Origin of the sequence: Sphingobium cyanobacteriorum, from assembly GCF_030580935.1 — a bacterium.
Lineage (GTDB): Bacteria > Pseudomonadota > Alphaproteobacteria > Sphingomonadales > Sphingomonadaceae > Sphingobium > Sphingobium cyanobacteriorum.
Genome location: NZ_JAUQOM010000001.1, coordinates 175,647 through 197,286 on the forward strand (window position 1 = coordinate 175,647; position 21,640 = coordinate 197,286).

Genomic DNA, 21,640 nt, shown 5'->3' on the forward strand with positions numbered 1-21,640 from the left:
CGCCTGCCCCTGCTGTCCCGCGCGGCAGATTGCGCCGCGGGCCGGCCGCATTTCACGCGGGAACCCTGGCCGTGATACGTCGCATTGGGTTGCCCTGATGAAACGCAGTCAGTAAGGCCCATCACATGGACGATAATACACGCCGCGCCGCCCTCGACTATCACCGCTATCCCCAGCCCGGCAAGCTGCGCATAGAGCCGACCAAGCGCATGGTGAACCAGCGCGACCTGGCGCTGGCCTATTCGCCCGGCGTCGCCGCGCCGTGCGAGGAGATCGCCGCCGATCCCGACAAGGCGATGGACTATACCGCGCGCGGCAATCTGGTCGCCGTCATTTCCAACGGCACCGCCGTCCTGGGCCTGGGCGCGATCGGCGCGCTGGCGTCCAAGCCGGTGATGGAGGGCAAGGCGGTCCTGTTCAAGAAATTCGCCGACATCGACGTGTTCGACATCGAACTGGACACCACCGACCCGGACGCCTTCGTGGAGGCCGTGGCGTTGATGGAGCCGACCTTCGGCGGCATCAACCTGGAAGATATCAAGGCGCCCGAATGTTTCGCGATCGAGGCGCGGCTGAAGGCCCGGATGAACATTCCGGTATTCCATGACGACCAGCATGGCACCGCCATCGTCGTGGCCGCCGCCGTGCGCAACGCGCTGGTGTTGCAGGGCAAGACGCTGGCCGACGCAAAGCTGGTGACATCGGGCGCGGGCGCGGCGGCGCTCGCCTGCGTCGACCTGCTGGTGTCGATGGGCCTGCCGGTCGAGAATGTGACGATGACCGACAAGGACGGCGTCATTCATTCGGGCCGCGAGGGCATGTTGCCCAACATGGCGCGCTATGCCCGCACCACCAATGCCCGCACCCTGCCCGACGTGCTGCCGGGCGCTAACCTGTTCCTGGGGCTTTCCGCGCCGGGCGTGCTGAAACCGGAATGGCTGCCGCTGATGGCGCCCAATCCGCTGATCTTCGCGCTCGCCAACCCGGAACCGGAAATCCGCCCGGAGGCCGCGCGTGAGGTGCGCCCGGACGCGATCATCGCCACCGGCCGGTCGGACTATCCCAACCAGGTCAACAACGTCCTGTGCTTCCCCTATATCTTCCGCGGTGCGCTGGACGTGGGCGCGACCCAGATCAACGAGGCGATGAAGGTCGCCGCCGCAGACGCCATCGCCAGCCTGGCCCGCAAGCCCGCGCATGACAGCGTGGCGCAGGCCTATGGCGGGCGCAAGCTGGTGTTCGGGCCGGACTATATCATCCCGACGCCCTTCGACCCGCGCCTGATCGGAGAGATCGCGGTCGCGGTGGCGAAGGCGGCGATGGACAGCGGTGTCGCGAAAAAGACGCTGGACCTGGACGATTACAGACGCGCGCTGTCGCGTCACAGCGCCCGGTCGGGTCAGTTGATGCTGCCGGTGTTCGACGCCGCCCGCGGCACCGGCTGTCGCATCGCCTATGGCGAAGGCGAGGATGAACGTGTGCTGCGCGCGATCCGCGACGCGCTGGACGAAGGCATCGTGCGCCCGACCATCGTGGCGCGTCGCCGCATCCTGGCACAGAAGCTGCCGGACATGGGGCTGAACCTGGATCTGGACCGCGATGTCGAAGTGATCGACCCGGAAACCGACCATCTGGTGATGGGCGAACTGGTCGAAGCCTATCGCGCCATCGCCGCACGCCGGGGTGTTCCGGCCGACGAAATCCTGCGCCATGTCTATCGTCGCCCGACCATCACCGCCGCCATGCTGCTGCGCACGGGCCGGGTCGATGCCGCGCTGGTCGGCGGCCGGTCCGAATATTGGGGCCAGGTCGAACATGTGCTGCGCATCATCGACCGGACCCAGGAACATAGCCGCGTCTATGCGCTGTCGGGCCTGATCCTGGACGCAGGCGCGCTGTTCATCACCGACACCCATATGGTGCCCGATCCGACGCCGGAACAGATTGCGGAAATGACGCTGGCCGCTTCGGCCGAATTGCGGCATTTCGGCCTGACCCCGCGCGCGGCGTTGCTGTCCCACTCCAATTTCGGCGCGTCGCACACCGACAGCGCGCGCAAGATGCGCAAGGCGTTCAAGCTGGTGCGCGACGCCGCGCCCGACCTGGCGGTGGACGGCGAAATGCACGCGGACGCGGCACTCAGCCAGGCGCTGCGCGAACGGCTGATCCCCGATTCCCGCTTTGAAGGCCCGGCGAACCTGCTGGTCATGCCCAATCTGGATGCGGCCAACATCACATTGACGGCCCTGTCGGCGGCCTCCAGCTCGCCGACGGTCGGCCCGATGCTGATGGGCCTGACCAAGCCGATCCATGTGCTGACGCCCGGCGTCACGTCGCGCGGCATCCTGAACCTGACCGCGATCGCGGCGGCGGAAGTGGCGCGGGAAGGCTGAACTTAACCTTTTGCCCCTAGGCTGTCGCGGCAATGGAGGCATGAGGACGATAATGGCGGGTATGTTCAGAAGCATCGCACCCAAGCTGATCGCTGTGCTGGCGCTGGGCGGCGGCGCGCTGGCGGCGATGCAGTGGATCGACCGGCCGGCGGGCAAGGATGCACCGCCAGCGCAGGCGGCTGCGGTCAAGCCCGCGCCGGCAACCCCGGCAAAACCCGTCGAGCGGCGCAGCGACCAGGGCATGACGGTCGACCCCAACGCGCTGCGGGTGAAGCGGGTGCTCCAGATCGACGGCCCCTTCCGCCATGGCGATTATGCCTGGGACGAAACCGGCGCGCCCGCGACCGGGCCGGTCATCATCACGGTCGACCTGCGCGCCCAGACATTGTCGGTGTTTCGCGACGGTTATGAAATCGGCGCGGCAGTGATCCTCTATGGCGCGACCGACAAGCCCAGTCCGCTGGGCGCCTTCCCCATCATGGCGAAACATGCCGACTATTATTCGCGCACCTACGACAATGCGCCGATGCCATTCGCCCAGCGGCTGACCAGCGACGGTGTGTTCATCCATGGCAGCGACGTGCAATGGGGGCGCGGCACCCATGGCTGCATCGGCGTGCCGACGGCCTTTGCAAAGAAGCTGTTCGGCGTCACCAGGACCGGCGACATGGTCGTCATCACCGATGGCAAGATGCTGGATGTCAGCAAGGCGAAGGTGGGATAGCCGGCGCTATTGCGGCGCTTCCTCGATCGTGACGGTGCGCCCGGCGGTCAAGGCCGCGCCGGCCGATGCCGCCATGATGCATGCTATGGCGAACCACTGGATCATGGTCAGCCTTTCGCCCAATATCACATAGCCCGACAGCGCGCCAACGGCCGGGGCCGCGCTCGTCAGCAGGCTGAACACGGATGCGGGCAAACGTCGCATCGCCGCCATCTCCAGCGAATAGGGCAACGCGCTGGACAGAAGCGCGATCACAAGGCCGATCCCCAATATCGCGGGGGTCAACAGGCTGGTCCCCGCATGGCCAAGGCCGAGCGGCACGACCAGCAGCGCGGCGACCAGCATGCCCCAGGCGACCGCATCGCCGCCCAGCCTTTCCGAAACATGCTTGCCCGTCAGGATATACAGCGCCCAGCATAATCCTGACGCAAGAGCGAACGCGATACCGACCGGATCGAGCGCAACCGCCCCGGTGCGGGGCACCAGCAGCAACAGCCCCAGCGCCGCCGCCGCCAGCCACACAAAGTCCCGTGGCCGGCGTGACCCGAACAGCGCCACCGCCAGCGGCCCTGTCACCTCGATCGCGATGGCGATGCCAATCGGAATACGCGCGAACGCCTGGTAGATGAGCAGGTTCATCAATCCCAGCGTCAGGCCGTAACCGACCAGTCCCCAGCGCACCCCATGCGGGATCGGCCGACGCCAGGGACGGCGATAGGCCAGCAGCAATATCGCCGCCAGGTTGATGCGCAAGGCTGCAATGCCAAAGGCGCCGACCAGGGGGAAAAGCGTCTTGGCAAAAGACGCACCGATGGTGGTGGAAAGCAGCGCGGCCAGCGTGGCGGCCGCCCCCGTCAAGGCCAGCCGGCGTGCGGCGCTGTGATCGTCCCTCGTCATGGCGGGCGCTATAGCCGATCCGGCGTCACTGGCGAGACATTGATGACATGATTGTCCATATTGCCATCGCTTTTGCAACAAACGCACGCGGGATCTGGTTGACCAGCGTTGTCATGAGGCCCATCTGCGGGCCTGACATTATTTTGCATTGCAGCATGGAGCTTGCCCATGGGCGTCCCCGTCCCGACCGCGCATACCCGCAAGACGCCACCGGCGCTCGTCCTGTTCGCCCTGGCGGTCGGCGCCTTCGCGATCGGCACGACCGAATTCGCGTCGATGAGCCTGCTGCCCTTCTTTGCCCGCGACCTGGGCATCGATCTGCCGACCGCCGGCCATGCGATCAGCGCCTATGCGCTGGGCGTGGTGGTGGGCGCGCCGGTGATCGCCGCCTTTGGCGCGCGGCTGCCGCGCCGGACCCTGCTGATCGGGCTGATGGCGATGTTCGCCATCGGCAACGGCCTGTCCGCGCTGTCGCCGGGCTATCATTGGCTGCTGCTGTTCCGCTTCCTGTCCGGCGTGCCGCATGGCGCCTATTTCGGCGTCGCCGCGCTGGTCGCCGCCAATCTGGTGCGACCAGAAAAGCGCACGCTGGCCATGGCACAGGTCATGTCCGGGCTGACGGTCGCCACCGTGATCGGCGTGCCGGCGGCCAATGTCATGGGACAGGTGCTGGGCTGGCGGTCGGGCTTCTTCGTCGTCGCGGCGCTGGCGGTGGCGACGATGACACTGGTTGCCCTCTTCGCCCCGCGCGATGGCGGCGACGCCAGGGCCAGCCCGATGCGCGAACTGGGCGCGTTGGGCAAAAGCCAGGTCTGGCTGACGCTGCTGACGGGCGCGATCGGCTTTGGCGGGCTGTTTGCGGTCTATACCTATGTCGCGTCCACGATGATCGACGTGACCCATGTATCGGAAACCCATGTGCCGCTGATCCTGATCATCTTTGGCATCGGCATGACGCTGGGCAATCTGGCGGTGGCCTGGCTGGCCGACCGGAACCAGAGCCGCACGGTGATCGGCGTGCTGCTCTGGAGCGCAGCCGCGCTGGCGCTGTTCCCGCTGATGGCGGGGAATATCTGGACCCTGGGCCTCAACATCTTCCTGATCGGTATCGGCGGGGGGCTGGGCACGCCGTTGCAGGCACGGTTGATGGACGTGGCGGGCGATGCGCAGACACTGGCGGCGGCGCTGCATCACAGCGCGTTCAACATGGCCAATGCGCTGGGTCCGTGGCTGGGCGGCCTGTCGATCGCGGCGGGCTATGGCCTGGTGTCGACCGGCTGGATCGGCAGTGCGCTGGCGCTGGGCGGGCTGGTCATCTTTCTGATCGCGATCACACTGGAACGGCAAATGCTGGCCGCGGTCCCGGCGCCAGCGGAATGAGCCGCGCGCCGGCAAGCGGTTGAAGGCGGTGAACCATCCCGCTATCAGCATCCCATAATGACAGGACAGGGGCGGGAGGATGGCCGGGCATGACCCCAGGACCTTGCCCGCATGACGATCAGCGCCCCTTCCCCCCGCCCCCACAGCCTGGCCGAGGATGGTTATGCCATCGCCATCGGCTGCGCCTTCATCGCCATGGGGCTGGCGCTGCTGAAACAGGCCAATCTGGTGACGGGCGGCATGGCGGGAATCGCGCTGCTGCTCTCCTACGTCATCCATTGGCCGCCCGCCGCCCTGTTCCTGCTGATCAACCTGCCCTTCTTCCTGTTCGCCGGGCGGGCGATGGGTCCGGCCTTTGGCCTGAAAACCCTGTTCGCCAATGTCGCGATCATGGGCGTGGGCCTCGCCATGCCCGCCGCGTTGCAGATCGCGCGGGTCAGCCCGCTGTTCGCATCGCTGTTCGGCGGGTCGATCATCGGCTTCGGCATCCTGGCCATCGCCCGCCATGGCGCGGGCGTGGGCGGCGTCGGCGTGGCGGCGCTGATCCTGCAAAAGACGCGCGGCTGGAATGCGGGGCGGACGCAGATGGGATGCGATCTGCTGATCCTGCTCGCATCCTTGCCGCTATTGAGTATCGAGCGCTTCGGCCTCTCGATCCTTTCCGCCGCCGCGATCAATGCGGTGCTGGTCGTCAACCACCGGCCGGGCCGCTATATCGGTTACTGAACGCCACATAGCGGATCGCCGCCCCGGTCACGCGCCCGCAGCGCCGTGGCGGCATCATTGGCGATGCGGGGGAAGCTGACCCCCTCCAGCGTGCCGCGCCCTTCGCACAGGTCCGCGCAGGCCATGTCGACCACGCCGGGCAACGCCACCTGATCGCCATCATATTGGGCGACGATGATGCAGCGGTCGCCGCCCTTGAAGCTGAGGATCAGCTTGTCGCCCGCCCGCCGCGCGACGCCATGCCCCCGGCAACTCGGCTCCTCGCCGAACACCGCCTCCAGGCCGAAACGATATTGCCCGTCCTTGCCCGGAATGACGCAGAGCGCGTCGCGCCCCGCCTCATGGCTGTGCTGGTACAGGCCGACCGGCGAAATCCTGCTGGCGTCGGCGATGGCGCCACTGTCGATCGCGGCGCGCTCCAGCCCGCTCATGGGCACGCCGGCGTCCGCTCCGCCATCATTGGCAGGCGCGCGCTGGCACGCGGCCAGGAAGAGCAGGAGCGTGAGGCTAGCCCGCCGCATCGACGCTGCTGAGCCCCTCCGCCCCGACCCGGCGGAAGAAGCAGGAGCGCGCGCCGGTGTGGCAGGTGGGGCCGGCCGGCACCGCCTTCACCCAGACGGCGTCCTGATCGCAATCGATGCGCAGGTCACGGACTTGCAGCATGTGACCGGAGGTTTCGCCCTTCTTCCACAACGCCTGGCGGCTGCGCGACCAGAAATGGGCAAGGCCGGTGTCGATGGTCAATTGCAGCGCCTGCGCATTCATATGCGCGACCATCAGCACATCGCCGCTGGCATCGTCGGTGACGACGGCCGTGATCAGCCCGTCCCGGTCATATTTCGGATTGAGGGTCAGCCCCCTGTCGCGCATATCGTCCATGCGGGCGCTATAGAGCATCGCGCGGGAAAGTGGGAACCGCTTTTGCGCATTCGATGTCGGGGCTGGAGCGTGTCCCTGCACGAGACAAGACCCCTTGGATCAGGGGAAAACAGCAGAAATGGGGCGATCGACGGGATCCGAACCCGCGACCTCCGGTACCACAAACCGGCGCTCTAACCAACTGAGCTACGATCGCCATGGGGGCCAGCGGCCCCGCGAGAAGGGCCACATATGCGGCCCATCCCCGCCCGTCAAGCGAACAACGTCACCATCCCGTAATTTCCCGGATCAAAGCCCGGCAGCGCGCAATTGGGCGCGCAGGGCGGCCAGTTCACGGTCCGATATGCGGGGGCGCGCGCTGGCGGGCCTGCCCTTGCGCAGGCGGGCGCGATCCTTTTCGGGCGGATCGACGACGCGGACCCGGACGGCCGCATGGCCCTGCGCACGGACGCCCAGTTCCTCCGCCGCGCCGCGCGACAGGTCGATCACCCGCCCCCGCCCCGAAAAGGGACCACGATCATTCACCCGCACCAATATGGTCCGTCCGGTATCAAGCGCCGTCACCTCGACATAGCTTGGCAAGGGCAGGCTGGTATGCGCGGCGGTGATCCATCTGGCGCGAAACCGTTCGCCATTGGCGGTGCGATTGCCCGATTCAGAGCCATACCAACTGGCATAGCCCAGCATGTCATAGCCGGGATCGGCGGCCGGGACATAGGTAACGCCACGTACAATATAGGGGGGACCGATCCTGACCGGAGTGTCGCGCACCGGGCGATACGCACCGCCGCCACAGCCAGACAGGGCCAGCGCGCCCGCCATGATCCCGCACCACGCCGCCCTGCCCGTAATGATCCTCATCACGCCGTCCTACCGCCACCGGCCGCACGGGTCGAGCGCCGATTGGCAGGGCGCAACGAGAAAGGGACGAAAGCCAATCGGCCATCGTCCCTTTTCACCTTTGGCATACTCGTGCGGTCACAGGGATTTCCCCTTGCCACCGCCCTACTCTCCGTAAAAACTTTCCGGCCGCGATGCCGGTCATTGGTCAGAACGGTGGGCGCCCGCCGTCAGGCAGGCGCCATCGCCGTCAGTTGACCGAATCCTTCAGGCCCTTGCCGGCCTTGAACTTGGGCTGGGCCGAAGCCTTGATCGTCATGGTTTCGCCGGTACGCGGGTTGCGGCCGGTCGAAGCCTTGCGCTGCGAAACCGAGAAAGTGCCGAAACCGACGAGGCGCACTTCGTCGCCCTTCTTCAGCGCGCCGGTGATGGCGTCGAACACGCCTTCCACGGCCTTGGTCGCGTCATTCTTGCTAAGGCCGCTGCTTTCAGCAACTGCGCTGATCAGATCCTGCTTGTTCATGCCTTGGGAACCCCCTTGTGCTGTTGGTTGGTTTAGGAATCGCGGCGTAGGCGGCGCAATAAGGCGCGGTTTTCTGCGCCTGTCAAAGAGAAAGCGACAAAGACCCAGGCTTCGGGCGAAATTTGCGTCCACCTGCAAGAAATAAGCTGAAACCAGCGGCTATCCGCCGGTTTCAGCTTGACTTAGTGACGCAGGGCAGGATCGCCGTCGCGCCCGGATGCCGCAGGTGGCTTGGCCGCCAGATCATCCTCTTCGGTCCAGGCAATGGCTTCGAGAGGGGATATCAGCGCGCGGGCCAGCACTTCATCCACATGCGACACCGGAATGATTTCCAGCCCCTCGCGGATGTTCGCGGGAATTTCCGCAAGGTCTTTCTCATTTTCCTGCGGGATCAGCACCGTCTTGATGCCACCGCGCAACGCAGCCAGCAGCTTTTCCTTGAGGCCACCGATCGGCAGCACCCGGCCACGCAGCGTGACCTCTCCGGTCATCGCCACATCCTTGTGGACCGGGATGCCGGTCAGCGTCGACACGATCGTCGTGACCATGCCGATGCCGGCCGACGGTCCATCCTTGGGCACCGCGCCTTCAGGCAGATGGATGTGGATGTCCTTGCGATTGAAGATGCTCGGCTTGATCCCGTAACCGGGCGAGCGCGCCTTCACATAGGAAAAGGCCGCCTGGATCGATTCGGTCATGACGTCGCCCAGCTTGCCGGTCGTCTTGATCATGCCCTTGCCCGGCACCGTGACGGCCTCGATCGTCAGCAACTCGCCGCCCACTTCGGTCCACGCCAGCCCCGTGACGGCGCCGATCTGATGCTCGTCCTCGCCCACGCCATGGCGGAATTTGCGCACCCCGGCATAGTCCGCCAGATTGTCCGGCGTGATGACGATCTTTTCGTAGGCGCCTTCGAGAATCTTGCGCAGCGCCTTGCGGGCGAGGCGCGCGACTTCGCGCTCCAGCGTGCGGACACCGGCTTCGCGGGTATAGTAACGGATCAGGTCGCGCACGGCCTGCTCGGTCACTTCAAACTCGCCATCCTTCAGCCCATGCGCCTCGATCTGCTTGGCGATCAGGTGGCGCTGGGCGATCTCGACCTTTTCGTCCTCGGTATAGCCCTCCAGCCGGATGATCTCCATGCGGTCCAGCAACGGCTGGGGCAGGTTCAGCGAGTTGGCCGTCGTCACGAACATGATGTCGGACAGGTCGACGTCGATCTCCAGATAATGGTCCTGAAACTTGCTGTTCTGTTCCGGGTCCAGCACTTCGAGCAGCGCCGAGGCGGGATCGCCCCGGAAATCCTGGCCCAGCTTGTCGATCTCGTCGAGCAGGAACAGCGGGTTCATGGTGCCGGCCTTTTTCAGGTTCGACACGATCTTGCCCGGCAGCGAGCCGATATAGGTCCGCCTGTGGCCGCGAATTTCTGCCTCGTCGCGGACACCGCCCAGCGACTGGCGTACGAATTCGCGCCCCGTCGCCTTCGCGATCGAGCGGCCAAGCGAGGTCTTGCCCACGCCCGGTGGGCCGACGAGGCACAGGATCGGGCCTTTCAGCTTGTTGGTGCGCGCCTGGACCGCCAGATATTCGATGATCCGGTCCTTGACCTTCTCCAGCGCGAAATGATCCTCGTCCAGGATGTCCTGCGCCTTTTTGAGGTCGGTCTTGACCTTGCCCTTCTTGCCCCAGGGCAGCCCCAGCAGCACGTCGAGATAATTGCGCACGACCGTTGCTTCGGCCGACATGGGCTGCATGCCCTTGAGCTTCTTCAGCTCCGCCGTGGCCTTGGACCGCGCTTCCTTGCTGAGCCTGGTCTTGGCGATCTTCTCGGTCAGTTCGGCAAGCTCGTCGCCTTCCTCACCCTCGCCATTGCCCAGTTCGCGCTGAATCGCCTTCAACTGTTCGTTGAGATAATATTCGCGCTGGGTCTTTTCCATCTGGCGCTTCACGCGGCCACGGATCTTCTTTTCGACCTGGAGCACGCCCAGTTCGCCCTCCATGAAGGCGAACACCATCTCCAGCCGCTTGACCGGATCGGCCTCGACCAACAGCGATTGCTTGTCCGACACCTTGACGTTGATGTTGGCGGACACGGCATCGGCCAGCCGACCCGCATCCTCGATCTCGCGCAATTGCACCGGCGTTTCGGCGGGCAGCTTCTTGTTGAGCTTGGCGTAATTTTCGAACTGCTCGGCAACCGACCGCATCAGCGCGGCGGCTTCCGGCCCTTCCGCAACGATATCATCGACCGGGGCGACATGGGCGACCAGATAGGTCTGTTGCGCCTCCATCGTTTCGAGCTGGGCGCGATGCTTGCCCTCCACCAGCACGCGGACGGTGCCATCGGGCAGTTTCAGCAATTGCAGCACGATCGCGACGACGCCGGTGTCGTAGAGCGAATCCCGGCCCGGATCATCCTCTGCCGGATCAAGCTGCGAAACGAGGAAGATTTCCTTGGAGCCTTCCATCGCCGCTTCGAGCGCGGCCACGCTCTTGTCGCGACCGACGAACAACGGAACGATCATCTGCGGGAAAACGACGATGTCGCGCAGCGGCAGAAGGGGATATTGCGTAGTCATTCACTCTCCGGGGCCGGTTGCGGCCCGTCATGCGGTTCATCGCCTTTATGGGGATGACCGCCGCAGCAATCAATCGCGCCTTGTCATAAGATGGCAATGATGAACAGGCCGTGATCAGAAAGGCAGCTTGAAACCGGGGGGCAGCGGCAGTCCGGCGGTCATCTTGCCCATTTCGGCATTGCTGACCTCATCGGCTTTCTTGCGCGCGTCGTTGAAGGCCGCCGTCACCAGATCTTCCAGCATCTGCTTTTCCGATGGGGCGAGCAGGCTTTCGTCGATGGAAACGCCCAGGATGCGCCCCTTGGCCGATGCCTTCACCTTGACCAGCCCGCCACCGGCCGCACCTTCGACCTCCAGCTTGTCCAGATTGTCCTGCGCCCGCTGCAATTCTTCCTGCACGCGGGTCGCCATGCCCAATATTTCGTTCAAGTCCTTCATGTTTCAAGCACTCCATTGTTCGAGCCGGTCATCCAGATCGGCGTCGGGGAAGGCGGCCATCGCCGCCTTGACCACCGGGGTTTCCAATATGCGCGCGCGCGCGTCCGCCGCCTTGCCCTGTTCCTGCTGCAACAGGGTCGGTTCGCCCGGCGTGTCGCTCTGCGCCACCTGCCAGGAAAGGCCGGTGACATCGCGCAGCGCCGGCAGCAGGCGGGCGGTAAAGTCGGACGGCAATTGCGGCGTGGGGTGATAGTCGAACTGCGGCGGCGCATAGCGCACCACGCCCACGCAATCATGCAGTTCCTGCGCCAACTGCCCCTTGCCCTTCTGCCAGAAGGCTTCGATGAGGTCGGGGAAGGTCGCGGGCAGGCGCGCGGCCGGGGCGGACGAGGATGCCGCCGGGGCCACGCCGGGCGCTGGCAGCGCCACCGGGCCGCCTTCGCGCAACAGCCGCGCCAGTTCGCCCGGATCGGGCATGGCCGCCGCGTGCATGACGCGCAGCAGCGCCATTTCGCAGCTTTCGATCGGCAGGATCGCGCCCGCCACCTCGTCATGCCCCTTGAGCAGCAACTGCCACAGGCGATGGAGCGGCGCGAAGCCCAGTTGCGACGCCCATTGGCTGAGCGCTTCGCGTTCCTCGGCCGACTGGCCGGGGCTGGCGATGTCGCGTCCGGCCTTCACCAGGGTCACGGCATGGGTCAGTTCCAGCAGCCCGCGCATCAGCGCCAGCGGCTCGACGCCCAGCGCATAGTGATCGCGCACCGCCTCCAGCAAGGCGGCGGTATCGCCCTCCAGCAGCAGGCCGAACAACCGGCGGGTGGAGCCGCGGTCGGACAGGCCCAGCATGTCGCGCACCTGGACCGCCGTGACCAGCAGCCTCTCCTCCCCCATCTCCGCATGGGCGATCGCCTGGTCGAGGATGGAGAGGCCGTCGCGCGCCGACCCTTCGGCCGCCTGCGCGATCAGCGCCAGCGCGTCGGGTTCGGCGGTGACGCCTTCCTTGTCGCAGATATTGGCGAAATGCGTCGCCAGCAGGTCCGCCGGGATGCGGCGCAGGTCGAAGCGCTGGCAGCGCGACAGCACCGTCACCGGCACCTTGTTCACCTCGGTCGTGGCGAACAGGAATTTCACATGGGCAGGCGGCTCCTCCAGCGTCTTCAACAGCGCGTTGAAGGCGTTCTTGGAGAGCATATGCACTTCGTCGATGATATAGATTTTGTAGCGCGCCGACACGGCGGCATAGCGCACCGCTTCGATGATTTCGCGCACATCGTCCACGCCGGTATGGCTGGCGGCGTCCATTTCCACCACGTCGATATGCCGCCCTTCGGCGATGGCGACACAGGGTTCGCACAGCCCGCACGGATCGATGGTCGGGCCGCCCTGCCCGTCCGGGCCGATGCAGTTCAATGCCTTGGCGATCAGCCGCGCGGTCGATGTCTTGCCGACGCCGCGCACGCCGGTCATCAGGAAGGCATGGGCCAGCCGCCCCCGCCTGATCGCATTGGCCAGCGTCTGGACCATCGCGTCCTGGCCGATCAGTTCGCGGAAGCTGCGCGATCGATATTTGCGCGCGAGGACGCGGTAGGGCTGCGGGGAATCGGACATGGCCCTGTCCTAGCCGCTCATGCGGCCCTTGTCGAAGATGGATGATGGCTGGAGGGTGGGAGCCGGAACGACCCGTGACGAAATCACTGTGGCTGCTTCCGTCAGGACCTGACCAGGTTCGCGACGGTCACGCCCGCCCGACTCCCGGCGCGGCATATGGCGAAGTGGGGGCGGGATGGCAAGGGGGCCTGGGCTATATGTGCTCCCGCGCAGGCGGGAACGCCCCGCATTCTATTCCAGCCCGCTCTTCTGCGCCTTCGCGACGAAGGCGAGCGCGGCCTGGGCGGTTTCCGCGATGGCCGCTTCGGCCTTTTTCGCGTCGATCGTGGGGCGGTCGAGATAGATCGCCAATATATATTCGTCGCCGGTCGGCGACTTGACCAGCGCTACGTCATTATAGGCGGTGCCGCATGTCCCGGTCTTGCTGCCCGATGTCCAGCCTTCGGGCAGGCCCGCCTTGATCCGATGGTCGCCGGTGCTGCTGGCGTTGAACCAGGCGCGCAGCGTCTGGGCGCTGTCCGGTTTCATGTCGCGGAAGAAGAGGCGCCCCATCAGCCCCGCCATCGCCGCGGGCGAAGTCGTGTCGCGCGGGTCGCCCGGCGCATTTTCGTTGAGGTCCGGTTCCTTGCGGTCGAGCCGCGAGACGCTGTCGCCATGGGCGCGCATGAAGGCGGTCAGCCCGTCCGGCCCGCCCAGCATCGGCAGCAACAGGTTGGCGGCGCTGTTGTCGCTCACCTCCACCGCCGCCTGCGCCAGTTCGCCCATGCTCATGCGGCCGCGCTTTTTATTCTTCTTCACCACCGGCGCGTGATCGAGAATATCGTCGCTGCCAAAGGACAACTGGCCGTCCAGCCCGAACTTGCCCGCTTCCGCCCCGACCAGCACGGCGGCCGCCAGCGGCGCCTTGAAGGTCGAGCACATGGCGAAACGCTCGTCCCGGTTGAAGCCCAGCAACAGCGCGCCCGTGCTGTCGACCAGCGCAACGCCCAGCCGCCCGCCGGTTTCCTGCTCGATCTCCCTGGGATTGCGCACCTGCGCCAGCGCCGATTGCGGCACCAGATAGCGGGGGGCGGCGGGCATCAGCGAATCGAGCCGGCCGGTCGGGGCGGGCTCCTTCGCGGGCGCCTTCTTCCTGTCGGCGGCGATCGACGGGGCAGCCAGCAGCGCCAGCGCGGCCAGAACGGTGACGCTCTTCATCGGCGGATCACATGCCCTGCATATTATAGGATTCGCTGGGAATGCGGACGGTCAGCCGATCCAGCCTGGCGTCCAGCAGGATCTGGCAGGCAAGGCGGCTGGTCCGGGTCGCGGCGGCGGCGAGATCGAGCATGTCCTCCTCATCCTCGCTGGCGTCGGGGAGATTGGCGAAATCGCCGGCGTCGACGATGACATGGCAGGTGGAGCAGGCCATCTGCCCCTCGCATGTGCCCTCCAGCGGCTGGCCGGCGGCCTGCGCGATGTCGAGCAGGACCGATCCCGGCGGCGCGTCAACCTCTTGCCGCCGCTCGCCGTCAGCGCTGATGAAGGTGACTTTGGTCATAAATGCGACGCGCTCCCTGGTCACGGCGCCGCTTGTACGGCTGCCGCCTCATGCAATAACTCTGCTGCCCTCTCCAATTCCTCCCGGCGCGTGTAGCGGCCAAAGCCGATCCGCACCGATCCGCGCGCCTGGGCATCGCTCAGCCCCAGCGCCCGCAACACATGGCTAGGCCGCCCGGACCCGCTTGCGCAAGCACTTCCCAACGAAAAAGCCAGAGTGCGACAATGCGACAACAAGCGCGCGCCATCGATTCCGTCCCGCCGCAGGTTGAGATTGCCCGGATAACGGTGGCTTGCGCTGCCGTTCAGGGTCCAGTCGGCAAACAGGTCGCGCGCCAGCATGGCGAGGCTTTCGACATGGGCGCGATCCGCATCCGCCCGTTCGCGCATCAGCCGGGCCGCGACGCCGAAGCCGGCGCACAGCGCGGGGGACAGGGTGCCGGAACGCAGCCCGCCCTCCTGCCCGCCGCCATGGATCAAGGGGGCAGGCGTCACCCCGTCCCGCAGCCAGAGCGCGCCCACGCCCTTGGGGCCGTGAATCTTGTGCGCGCTGATCGCCACCATGTCGCAATTGTCCGGGATGGCCACGCGCCCATAGCCCTGCACCGCGTCGCACAGGAACAAGGCGCCGACCCGATGCGCCAGATCGGCCAGTCGGGCGACCGGCTGGATCACGCCGATCTCATTATTCACCAGCATTGCGACAACGAGTGTGACAGTTGAATCGATCGCGTCACGCGCGGCCTGCATGTCCACGATGCCGTCCGGGCCTACGGGCAGGATGGTCACGGCACGCCCCGCCCGGCGCATCGCCTCCACCGTATCGAGCACGGCGGCATGTTCGGTGGCGATGGTGACGACCCGGCCCGCAGGCGCGCCCTGGATCGCGATGTTGAGCGCCTCGGTCGCGCCGGAGGTGAAGAGGGTCCGCCCGCCAGAGGGCAGCAGGCTGCCGATCGCTTCACGCGCCACTTCCACCTGTGCGGCGGCGGCGCGGCCGGGGCGGTGGGCGCTGTGGGGATTGGCGAACTGGTCGCGCAACAACGGCACCATGGCGTCGAACGCTTCGGGCGCGAGCGGCGTCGTCGCCTGATAATCTAGATATATCAAATCCTTGCCTTTTCAGACATGGCACACCAGACAGCGAGGAAGCTGTCAACTTCGTTGTCCCGCGTCTGCGGCCCGAAGCTGACGCGGACGACTTGCGCGGCGGCCTGCTCGTCCCAGCCCATCGCGCCCAGCACATGGCTGGCCTTGAGCGAACCGGACGAACAGGCGCTGCCCGCCGACACGGAAATGCCCTTGAGGTCGAACTGGATCAATTGCGCGCGGGCGGACAGGCCCGGCATCCGGTAGCTGGCGATAGCGGGGCTGCGCGGGGCATCGCGGGCGACGATCTGCCCGCCCGCTGCCTCGATCCCGGCGTCGAGGCGCGCGCGCAGTGCGGCCGCGCGGGGCAGCCAGTCGGTGCGCGCCTCCAGCGCGGCGGCCATGGACAGGATCGCCGGGAGATTTTCGGTGCCGGCGCGATAACCCTGCTCCTGCCCGCCACTCGGCTCGATCAGGGCGAGGTCGCGCAACAGCAACGCGCCGATACCGGGTGGACCGCCGAACTTGTGCGCGCTGATCGCGATCATGTCGGCATCCGGCAACGGGAGCTTGCCCGCGCTCTGGGCGCAATCGGCGAACAGGATCACGCCGGCACGGTCGAGCCTGTCGAGCGGCTGGATCACGCCGGTTTCGTTGTTGACATGCTGGATGGCCAGGAGTGGTGGATTTGCCTTTGCTCTGCCATCCCGGCTTTCACCGGGATGACGGAGGGAAAGGATCATGCCGTCGGCATCGACTCCCAACCGTTCGGCATCCTTCGTCACGCGCAGCACCGCGTCATGCTCGACCGGCGAGGTGATGATCCGCCTGCCCCTGGCGCGGGTCAGGCCGATGGCGATCGCCTCGCTCGCGCCGGAGGTGAAGATGACATGCCCGTCCCACTCCAGCGCCACCGCGATCCGGCGGCGTGCATCCTCCAGCGCGGCGCGGGCGGCGCGGCCATCGGCATGGGGGCTGGACGGGTTGGCCCAGCCGGCCATCGCCGCCGCCATCGCCGCCTGCGCTTCCGGCAGCATCGGCGTGGTCGCGGCATGATCAAGATAAAGGCGGTCGACGACCAAGCGGATGGTACTCATTGATTGCGGAAATGGCGGTGGCTCCTATATAGGCGGTCTGCCGCGCTGCGCCAGCGTGAAGCCTCACCTGCGCGCACCGACCCTATCCCCGCCGCGCCCTAGCGGCCCAGAACGATAACAGGTGCCATGCCCGACGTCATTTTCCCCGGACCCGAAGGCCGCCTCGAAGGCCGTTTCAGCCCCCCGCCCCGCCCGCGCGCGCCGGTCGCCATGATCCTGCATCCGCACCCGCAGGGCGGCGGCACGATGAACGACCGCATCACCCAGGCGCTCTACAAGACCTTCGTGAAGCGCGGCTTTGCCGTGTTGCGCTTCAATTTCCGGGGCGTCGGCCGCAGCCAGGGGACGTTCGACAATGGCATCGGCGAACTGAGCGATGCGGCGGCCGCGCTCGACTGGGTGCAGAGCTTCCACCCCGAAGCCCAGACCACCTGGATCGCGGGCTTTTCCTTCGGTGCGTGGATCGGGATGCAACTCCTGATGCGCCGGCCCGAAATCCGCGGTTTCATCTCGGTCGCGCCGCCCGCCAACATGTACGACTTCTCCTTCCTCGCCCCCTGCCCGTCGTCGGGCATCATCGTGCAGGGCACGTCGGACGAAGTGGTGACGGCAAGCGCGGTGCAGAAGCTGGTCGACAAGCTGCGCACCCAGAAGGGCATCACCATCCATCATGACGAAATTCGCGGCGCGAACCATTTCTTCGAGCATGAACTGGATCAGTTGATGAAGTCGGTCGACAATTATCTCGACATGCGTTTGTCGCCGGATTCGCCGATCCGCTGAGGATCGCGTAGAATTGGAACAGGAAGGGGCTGCCGCAAGGCGGCCCTTTTTATTGCCCGGCCACAGGCAGGGAGAGAATGAAGCGTGCGCCTTCGCCCGGCGCGCCGCCGATGACGATGTCGCCGCCCATCGCGCGGGCCAGACGGCGCGAAATATAGAGGCCAAGGCCGCTGCCACCCGGATCGTCGCGGCCCAGCCGCTCGAATTTCTCGAAAATCCGCTCGCGATCGGCCAGGGCAACGCCCGGTCCCTGATCGATGACGGCGATCCGCGCCTGACCGCTTTCCCATTCGGTGGCGACACGAACCTGCGTAGCGTCAGGCGCGTAGCGCACCGCGTTGCCGATCAGGTTGACCAATATTTGCAGCACGCGCCGGAATTCGCCGATCGCCAGCAGGCTGGCGTCGGGCGGCGGGGGGAGGATGGTTATGCCCTTGTCCAGCGCCTTGACCGACAGCAGGCCGGCGGCGCGGCGGCCCAGATCGGCCAGGTCCACCTCCTCTGCAATGACGCTGAAATCCGGGCGGTCGATCGCCTGGAGATCGGCCAGATCATCGACCAGCGCCAGCAGATGCCGCCCGGCCGCCGCGATATCATCGGCATAGCCGGCATAGTCGGGCCGCAACGGCCCCTCCAACTGGGCGCTGATCGTATCGGCATTGGCGATGATCCGCCCCAGTGGCTGGCGCAGCGAACGATCGAGGCGGCGACCGAATTCGGCGGGATAGAGCGTGAGGTGGGGTTCCGGCGCCATTGGCGCGACGATGGCGCGTTCCAGCGGAAAGGCGGTGCCACGATAGCCGGTCAACTGCCCGGACAGGTCGAACATCGGAAAGGCGGACAGGGTGAAGGTGCGGGCCGGATCGGCGGCCAGCGCCGCGCGCTGATCACGAAAGGCACGGCGCTGGGCGAAGCCGCGCAGCATCGCCATGTCGCCATCCGCATCGCCCTGAAGCTGGAAATAGCTGGAGAAACGGCTGCCGGGCACTGGCGGATCGGGCGGCAGCACACCGTCCTCGCCCAGTCCGGCCAGGACCATGTCGAAACGAAGCTGCGTGTCGATCTGCCACGTCCAGCCTGGGGCGAGCGCCGCGATGTCCGCATCGCGGCGGCCACTGTCGGCGGGAAAGACGATGGCAGGCCGCTCCCGCCAGTCGATGATCGACAGGGCAACCCCGTCCGCTTCGGGCCGGGCGCGCACCCACATGTCGATATCGCCGCGCTCGGCCGCCGCGACCACGGGACGGGACACGATCACGCCCAGTCGCCCGGCCAGCCGCGCGATCGACGCGAGTTGCGGCACGGCGAGCGGCCCGCCAAGATCGGCTCCCGCTTCCTGCTGAAGCGCGAGCAAGGGCGCATCCGCGCTCAGCAACCGGCCGTCGGACGACAGCATGGCGCGGATGACGGCGGGATGCGATGGCATGTTCATATACCCGCAACCGCGCGCAGATGTTCAAACTTCGCGCGGAACGCGGCGGGCGTGCGCCATGCGCCGACCTGGGCATCGGCCTGTGCCTGGGTCAGCCCCTGATAGCGATCGGCCTCGGCCAGAATCAGGGTGTCCGACAGCGACGGCCGCACCGGCCGCAACGCCAGGAGAAGCTGGCGATAATCGGCGTCGGACCCGCCCAGCGCGCGACACAGGGTTGCGACCTGCGCCACTGGCCCCAGCAACAGCATGTCGATCAGTTGGGCGCTGTCGATCCGCAACCGGCGGGCAGCCAGCGCCGCGAACAGGAGGAAACGGCGCTGGTCCAGCGCCGCACCCAGCAATGCGGGCGTGTCGGCAGCATCCCCCATGCGCCGTACCAGTTGCTCGGCGAGCAGGACCGGACTGGCGCCTTCATCATGATCGGCAAGCAAGGCCCAGCCCGATCGCTCGAAGGCCGCGAACAGCCTGTCTGCGCTTTCGTCCGCCGTCCGCTGCACCGCCAGCGCCAGGCAGGCGGCGACGGTCCAGACCAGTTCGGCATAATGTTCAGCCGGCAGATCGGGCCGCATCGGATGATCTTCGCCCCCGACCGCCAGCCAGCGTCCTTCGGCCAGCATCAGCGCGATCACCGCGTCGCCCAGATCAGGATCGTCGGCGGCGGGCAGCACGCCTGGCTGCGTCACGTTCGCCTGTTCCAGATCGGCCTGGCCATATTGGCGCAGCATCAGCGCCAGGCCCGCGCGCATCTGCATATGGCTCAGCAAGGCCGGGCCAAGCAGGGTCGGCTGGGCGCGAAGGCTGGGCCAGGCGAGCGGCGCCGGGCAGCGGTCCAGCGCGACCGAGACGGCAGGCGCATGCGCCAGCGACAGGCGCAGCCGCATTTCGATCGCCGCGACGCATCCGCCCAGATGGCGGCGGGTTTCCGAAATCAGCGCATCGGCCCGCATATCGTCATGATTCGGGCCATGGTCGGGAAAGAAAAACGCCAGATCGATGGCGTGACCGACAGGCACGGCGGAGGCGCCAGCCATGACCCGCGCCATCGGCCAACTGCCCGCCATGACCGTGCCGGTGAAGGACGAATGGGCGCTCATGCCGACGAGAATAAACGCACGTCCTTAAAATGCACTAAACCGTGCGGCGGAAAAAATTTAATTGGGCCGGCGCAGAATGATCGCCCCGACCGAGGCAATCGCCAGCAGCATCGCCACACGCAGGCCACCCGCCAGCATACCGGCGATGCCCGCCGGGATCAGGATCAGCAGGGCCGTTGCGGGGGTGACGATCATCCAGGGACGCGCCTGTCCCGTACGTCGCCAGCGGTCGGCAACCATCAGGATCGCCAGCAACAAGGCGAGATCGGCCGCCAGCGTCGTCGCACCAGCCAGGACGATGCCGATCAGCGCCGCAACCGGCGCGCCGAAGGCAAACCAGCCCATCGGCGGCGCGCGCAGCGCCAGTGCATCGAGCCGATCGCTGATTTCCGCGAGCAGCAGCGCGATCAGCAGCAGGCACAGGCCCGTCACCGGCCAGAGCAGTTCGATCGGGACGAGCGCGATGGCGCCCATGGCGATCCCGGCGATTCGCACCTGCAACGCGGGCACCTGCATCCGCATGAGTGCGGGGCTGATCATCCGGGCGAGCGGGCTGAGCACATAATGATCCATGCCGCCGCGCGCATGGGCCTGGGCCGCGACGGCGGACGTGATCGCCTGCGCCACGAGATCGGCCTGTTGCTGATTTTCCACAAGCGCGACGCGCCCTTCCAGCAGATCGTCCTGCGGCACGGTGATACGGCGCGCGCCCTTTTGCACGGCCGCGCGGATCAGGGTCAGGGCCAGATCCCAGTCGCCGATCATGTCGAGCGTGCCGAACAGCAGCGCCGGACTGATTCGCGCCAGCCCCGCCCAGCGCTGGCCCGCGTCGATCCGTTCGAACGGCGCGCTGGCCCGGCTGTCGTCGGTGACGAGCAGGATGTCGCCATCCCCCGCACCCATATGTTCATAATGGGCCTGGGCCACGATCGCGCCATCGGCCACCAGCACTATGTCACTGTCACGCGGGGCATCGCGCACCATCGATACCATGTCGCGGACCAGCGCGACCGCGATACCGTCCGCACTCAGCCGGTCGACCGCCTGCGAAATGGCGGGGGTGATGACGCTGACGAGGATCATGATACGGCTGGCCCCGGCCTGCGCCGCCTGCCGTGCCTGATATTCGATCAGCGTCTGGCCCGCGAAATGCAGGCTGGCGCGCAGGCCGGGCGGCGAATCGGCCGTCATGCGGCTGGCGCTCAAGATGGCGGCGAAACTCATGGCGTTACGCTTGTGGACCCGATTATGATGTAATCCGCCTTGTCGCAAGGCGGAAGGGCCAGCGCAAGCAGCGCTTTGCCATGATGGTCAGCTTTGTTCCAGCCCCGCCAGAGCGGCGCGCAGCCGGCGCAGCACGGTAGGATCGCCGGGCGCGGCCTGCGCGGCTTCGTCCGCCAGCGTCATGAGGCCGGTCAGGCCGAAACTGGCCGCCAGCCCCTTGAGCCGCCAGGCCGCCAGTTCCCAGTTGGCGTCACAGCGGGCACGGCCAAGCAGGTCGATCTGACGCGCGGCGCTTTCCATGAAGGCGACGCGCAGATCGGCGATCAGCGCGCTGTCTTCGCCAACGGCGGCCGCCAGAGCGGCATGAAGGGCGCCAGGATCATAGGACATGG

At 66.6% G+C, this 21,640-nt stretch carries 21 protein-coding genes, 1 tRNA gene and 1 other RNA gene; 5 read left to right on the top strand and 18 right to left on the bottom strand.

Annotated elements, in window-relative coordinates; all coding sequences use genetic code 11:
- Positions 1-125: 125 nt before the first annotated feature.
- Together Q4610_RS00805 and Q4610_RS00810 are read left to right on the top strand one after the other, a co-directional pair.
- Positions 126-2,393 (top strand): NADP-dependent malic enzyme, encoded by a 2,268-nt coding sequence (locus Q4610_RS00805; RefSeq protein WP_304534121.1) that lies wholly within the window; start codon positions 126-128, stop codon positions 2,391-2,393.
- 52 nt (positions 2,394-2,445) lie between these two features.
- Positions 2,446-3,117, top strand: a complete 672-nt coding sequence (locus Q4610_RS00810) for a L,D-transpeptidase family protein (RefSeq protein WP_304534122.1) — start codon at positions 2,446-2,448, stop codon at positions 3,115-3,117.
- Between the two features lie 6 nt (positions 3,118-3,123).
- Here Q4610_RS00810 and Q4610_RS00815 read toward each other — a convergent pair whose 3' ends face one another.
- A complete protein-coding gene (locus tag Q4610_RS00815) occupies positions 3,124-4,014 on the bottom strand; it encodes an EamA family transporter (protein ID WP_304534123.1) in 891 nt (296 codons plus the stop codon).
- A gap of 168 nt (positions 4,015-4,182) precedes the next feature.
- Here Q4610_RS00815 and Q4610_RS00820 point away from each other — a divergent pair, with 168 nt between their 5' ends.
- Together Q4610_RS00820 and Q4610_RS00825 are read left to right on the top strand one after the other, a co-directional pair.
- Positions 4,183-5,394, top strand: coding sequence for an MFS transporter (locus Q4610_RS00820; RefSeq protein ID WP_304534124.1), 1,212 nt, complete (start codon positions 4,183-4,185; stop codon positions 5,392-5,394).
- 111 nt (positions 5,395-5,505) lie between these two features.
- Positions 5,506-6,120, top strand: coding sequence for a YitT family protein (locus tag Q4610_RS00825; protein WP_304534125.1), 615 nt, complete (start codon positions 5,506-5,508; stop codon positions 6,118-6,120).
- On the opposite strand, the gene Q4610_RS00830 is transcribed toward Q4610_RS00825, so the two are convergent.
- The 13 genes from Q4610_RS00830 to Q4610_RS00890 form a co-directional block, all read right to left on the bottom strand.
- Positions 6,114-6,641: a hypothetical protein gene (locus Q4610_RS00830; RefSeq protein WP_304534126.1), complete on the bottom strand. Its 528-nt coding sequence runs from the start codon at positions 6,639-6,641 to the stop codon at positions 6,114-6,116. The genes Q4610_RS00825 and Q4610_RS00830 overlap by 7 nt on opposite strands.
- On the bottom strand, positions 6,628-6,999 hold the full coding sequence (gene hisI / locus Q4610_RS00835; protein ID WP_304534127.1) for a phosphoribosyl-AMP cyclohydrolase: 372 nt from the start codon (positions 6,997-6,999) through the stop codon (positions 6,628-6,630). Before hisI ends, Q4610_RS00830 begins: the two co-directional genes overlap by 14 nt.
- A 119-nt stretch (positions 7,000-7,118) precedes the next feature.
- A tRNA-His gene (locus Q4610_RS00840) sits at positions 7,119-7,195 on the bottom strand.
- A gap of 92 nt (positions 7,196-7,287) precedes the next feature.
- Entirely contained in the window at positions 7,288-7,860 is a 573-nt protein-coding gene (locus Q4610_RS00845; RefSeq protein WP_304534128.1) for a septal ring lytic transglycosylase RlpA family protein, read from the bottom strand.
- Between the two features lie 229 nt (positions 7,861-8,089).
- Positions 8,090-8,362, bottom strand: coding sequence for an HU family DNA-binding protein (locus Q4610_RS00850; protein WP_024019962.1), 273 nt, complete (start codon positions 8,360-8,362; stop codon positions 8,090-8,092).
- Between the two features lie 182 nt (positions 8,363-8,544).
- A complete protein-coding gene (lon, locus tag Q4610_RS00855; RefSeq protein ID WP_304534129.1) occupies positions 8,545-10,941 on the bottom strand; it encodes an endopeptidase La in 2,397 nt (798 codons plus the stop codon).
- 114 nt (positions 10,942-11,055) lie between these two features.
- Positions 11,056-11,379: a YbaB/EbfC family nucleoid-associated protein gene (locus tag Q4610_RS00860; protein ID WP_304534130.1), complete on the bottom strand. Its 324-nt coding sequence runs from the start codon at positions 11,377-11,379 to the stop codon at positions 11,056-11,058.
- A gap of 3 nt (positions 11,380-11,382) precedes the next feature.
- Positions 11,383-12,987: a DNA polymerase III subunit gamma/tau gene (locus Q4610_RS00865; RefSeq protein WP_304534131.1), complete on the bottom strand. Its 1,605-nt coding sequence runs from the start codon at positions 12,985-12,987 to the stop codon at positions 11,383-11,385.
- Between the two features lie 51 nt (positions 12,988-13,038).
- Positions 13,039-13,136: signal recognition particle sRNA small type (gene ffs, locus Q4610_RS00870), an RNA gene on the bottom strand.
- Positions 13,137-13,218: 82 nt separating this feature from the next.
- Positions 13,219-14,184 carry an SGM family class A beta-lactamase gene (blaSGM, locus tag Q4610_RS00875; RefSeq protein ID WP_304534132.1) on the bottom strand — a complete coding sequence of 322 codons (966 nt, stop codon included), beginning with the start codon at positions 14,182-14,184 and terminating at the stop codon, positions 13,219-13,221.
- A gap of 7 nt (positions 14,185-14,191) precedes the next feature.
- The gene (locus Q4610_RS00880; protein WP_304534133.1) at positions 14,192-14,527 is read right to left on the bottom strand and encodes a 2Fe-2S iron-sulfur cluster-binding protein; all 336 of its coding nucleotides are present in this window, start codon (positions 14,525-14,527) and stop codon (positions 14,192-14,194) included.
- A gap of 20 nt (positions 14,528-14,547) precedes the next feature.
- Entirely contained in the window at positions 14,548-15,636 is a 1,089-nt protein-coding gene (locus Q4610_RS00885; protein WP_304534134.1) for a cysteine desulfurase family protein, read from the bottom strand.
- Positions 15,633-16,697, bottom strand: coding sequence for a cysteine desulfurase family protein (locus Q4610_RS00890; protein ID WP_304534135.1), 1,065 nt, complete (start codon positions 16,695-16,697; stop codon positions 15,633-15,635). Before Q4610_RS00890 ends, Q4610_RS00885 begins: the two co-directional genes overlap by 4 nt.
- Before the next feature lie 141 nt (positions 16,698-16,838).
- Here Q4610_RS00890 and Q4610_RS00895 point away from each other — a divergent pair, with 141 nt between their 5' ends.
- Positions 16,839-17,495 (top strand): alpha/beta hydrolase, encoded by a 657-nt coding sequence (locus tag Q4610_RS00895; protein ID WP_155186460.1) that lies wholly within the window; start codon positions 16,839-16,841, stop codon positions 17,493-17,495.
- Between the two features lie 49 nt (positions 17,496-17,544).
- On the opposite strand, the gene Q4610_RS00900 is transcribed toward Q4610_RS00895, so the two are convergent.
- The 4 genes from Q4610_RS00900 to Q4610_RS00915 form a co-directional block, all read right to left on the bottom strand.
- On the bottom strand, positions 17,545-18,927 hold the full coding sequence (locus Q4610_RS00900) for a sensor histidine kinase (protein WP_304534136.1): 1,383 nt from the start codon (positions 18,925-18,927) through the stop codon (positions 17,545-17,547).
- Positions 18,924-20,024, bottom strand: coding sequence for a DUF2336 domain-containing protein (locus Q4610_RS00905; protein ID WP_304534137.1), 1,101 nt, complete (start codon positions 20,022-20,024; stop codon positions 18,924-18,926). The genes Q4610_RS00900 and Q4610_RS00905 overlap by 4 nt, the downstream gene beginning before the upstream one ends.
- A 57-nt stretch (positions 20,025-20,081) precedes the next feature.
- Complete coding sequence (locus tag Q4610_RS00910; RefSeq protein ID WP_304534138.1) at positions 20,082-21,248, bottom strand: hypothetical protein; 1,167 nt, start codon at positions 21,246-21,248, stop codon at positions 20,082-20,084.
- An 87-nt stretch (positions 21,249-21,335) separates the two neighbouring features.
- The gene (locus Q4610_RS00915) at positions 21,336-21,638 is read right to left on the bottom strand and encodes an Hpt domain-containing protein (RefSeq protein WP_304534139.1); all 303 of its coding nucleotides are present in this window, start codon (positions 21,636-21,638) and stop codon (positions 21,336-21,338) included.
- Positions 21,639-21,640: the final 2 nt, after the last annotated feature.

Bases quoted from the DNA above. Each gene is read 5' to 3' on its own strand.
- Q4610_RS00805 (WP_304534121.1), top strand. From the start codon at position 126: ATGGACGATAATACACGCCGCGCCGCCCTCGACTATCACCGCTATCCC.
- Q4610_RS00810 (WP_304534122.1), top strand. From the start codon at position 2,446: ATGGCGGGTATGTTCAGAAGCATCGCACCCAAGCTGATCGCTGTGCTG.
- Q4610_RS00815 (WP_304534123.1), bottom strand. From the start codon at position 4,014: ATGACGAGGGACGATCACAGCGCCGCACGCCGGCTGGCCTTGACGGGG.
- Q4610_RS00820 (WP_304534124.1), top strand. From the start codon at position 4,183: ATGGGCGTCCCCGTCCCGACCGCGCATACCCGCAAGACGCCACCGGCG.
- Q4610_RS00825 (WP_304534125.1), top strand. From the start codon at position 5,506: ATGACGATCAGCGCCCCTTCCCCCCGCCCCCACAGCCTGGCCGAGGAT.
- Q4610_RS00830 (WP_304534126.1), bottom strand. From the start codon at position 6,641: ATGCGGCGGGCTAGCCTCACGCTCCTGCTCTTCCTGGCCGCGTGCCAG.
- hisI (WP_304534127.1), bottom strand. From the start codon at position 6,999: ATGGACGATATGCGCGACAGGGGGCTGACCCTCAATCCGAAATATGAC.
- Q4610_RS00845 (WP_304534128.1), bottom strand. From the start codon at position 7,860: ATGAGGATCATTACGGGCAGGGCGGCGTGGTGCGGGATCATGGCGGGC.
- Q4610_RS00850 (WP_024019962.1), bottom strand. From the start codon at position 8,362: ATGAACAAGCAGGATCTGATCAGCGCAGTTGCTGAAAGCAGCGGCCTT.
- lon (WP_304534129.1), bottom strand. From the start codon at position 10,941: ATGACTACGCAATATCCCCTTCTGCCGCTGCGCGACATCGTCGTTTTC.
- Q4610_RS00860 (WP_304534130.1), bottom strand. From the start codon at position 11,379: ATGAAGGACTTGAACGAAATATTGGGCATGGCGACCCGCGTGCAGGAA.
- Q4610_RS00865 (WP_304534131.1), bottom strand. From the start codon at position 12,987: ATGTCCGATTCCCCGCAGCCCTACCGCGTCCTCGCGCGCAAATATCGA.
- blaSGM (WP_304534132.1), bottom strand. From the start codon at position 14,184: ATGAAGAGCGTCACCGTTCTGGCCGCGCTGGCGCTGCTGGCTGCCCCG.
- Q4610_RS00880 (WP_304534133.1), bottom strand. From the start codon at position 14,527: ATGACCAAAGTCACCTTCATCAGCGCTGACGGCGAGCGGCGGCAAGAG.
- Q4610_RS00895 (WP_155186460.1), top strand. From the start codon at position 16,839: ATGCCCGACGTCATTTTCCCCGGACCCGAAGGCCGCCTCGAAGGCCGT.
- Q4610_RS00900 (WP_304534136.1), bottom strand. From the start codon at position 18,927: ATGAACATGCCATCGCATCCCGCCGTCATCCGCGCCATGCTGTCGTCC.
- Q4610_RS00905 (WP_304534137.1), bottom strand. From the start codon at position 20,024: ATGAGCGCCCATTCGTCCTTCACCGGCACGGTCATGGCGGGCAGTTGG.
- Q4610_RS00910 (WP_304534138.1), bottom strand. From the start codon at position 21,248: ATGAGTTTCGCCGCCATCTTGAGCGCCAGCCGCATGACGGCCGATTCG.
- Q4610_RS00915 (WP_304534139.1), bottom strand. From the start codon at position 21,638: ATGTCCTATGATCCTGGCGCCCTTCATGCCGCTCTGGCGGCCGCCGTT.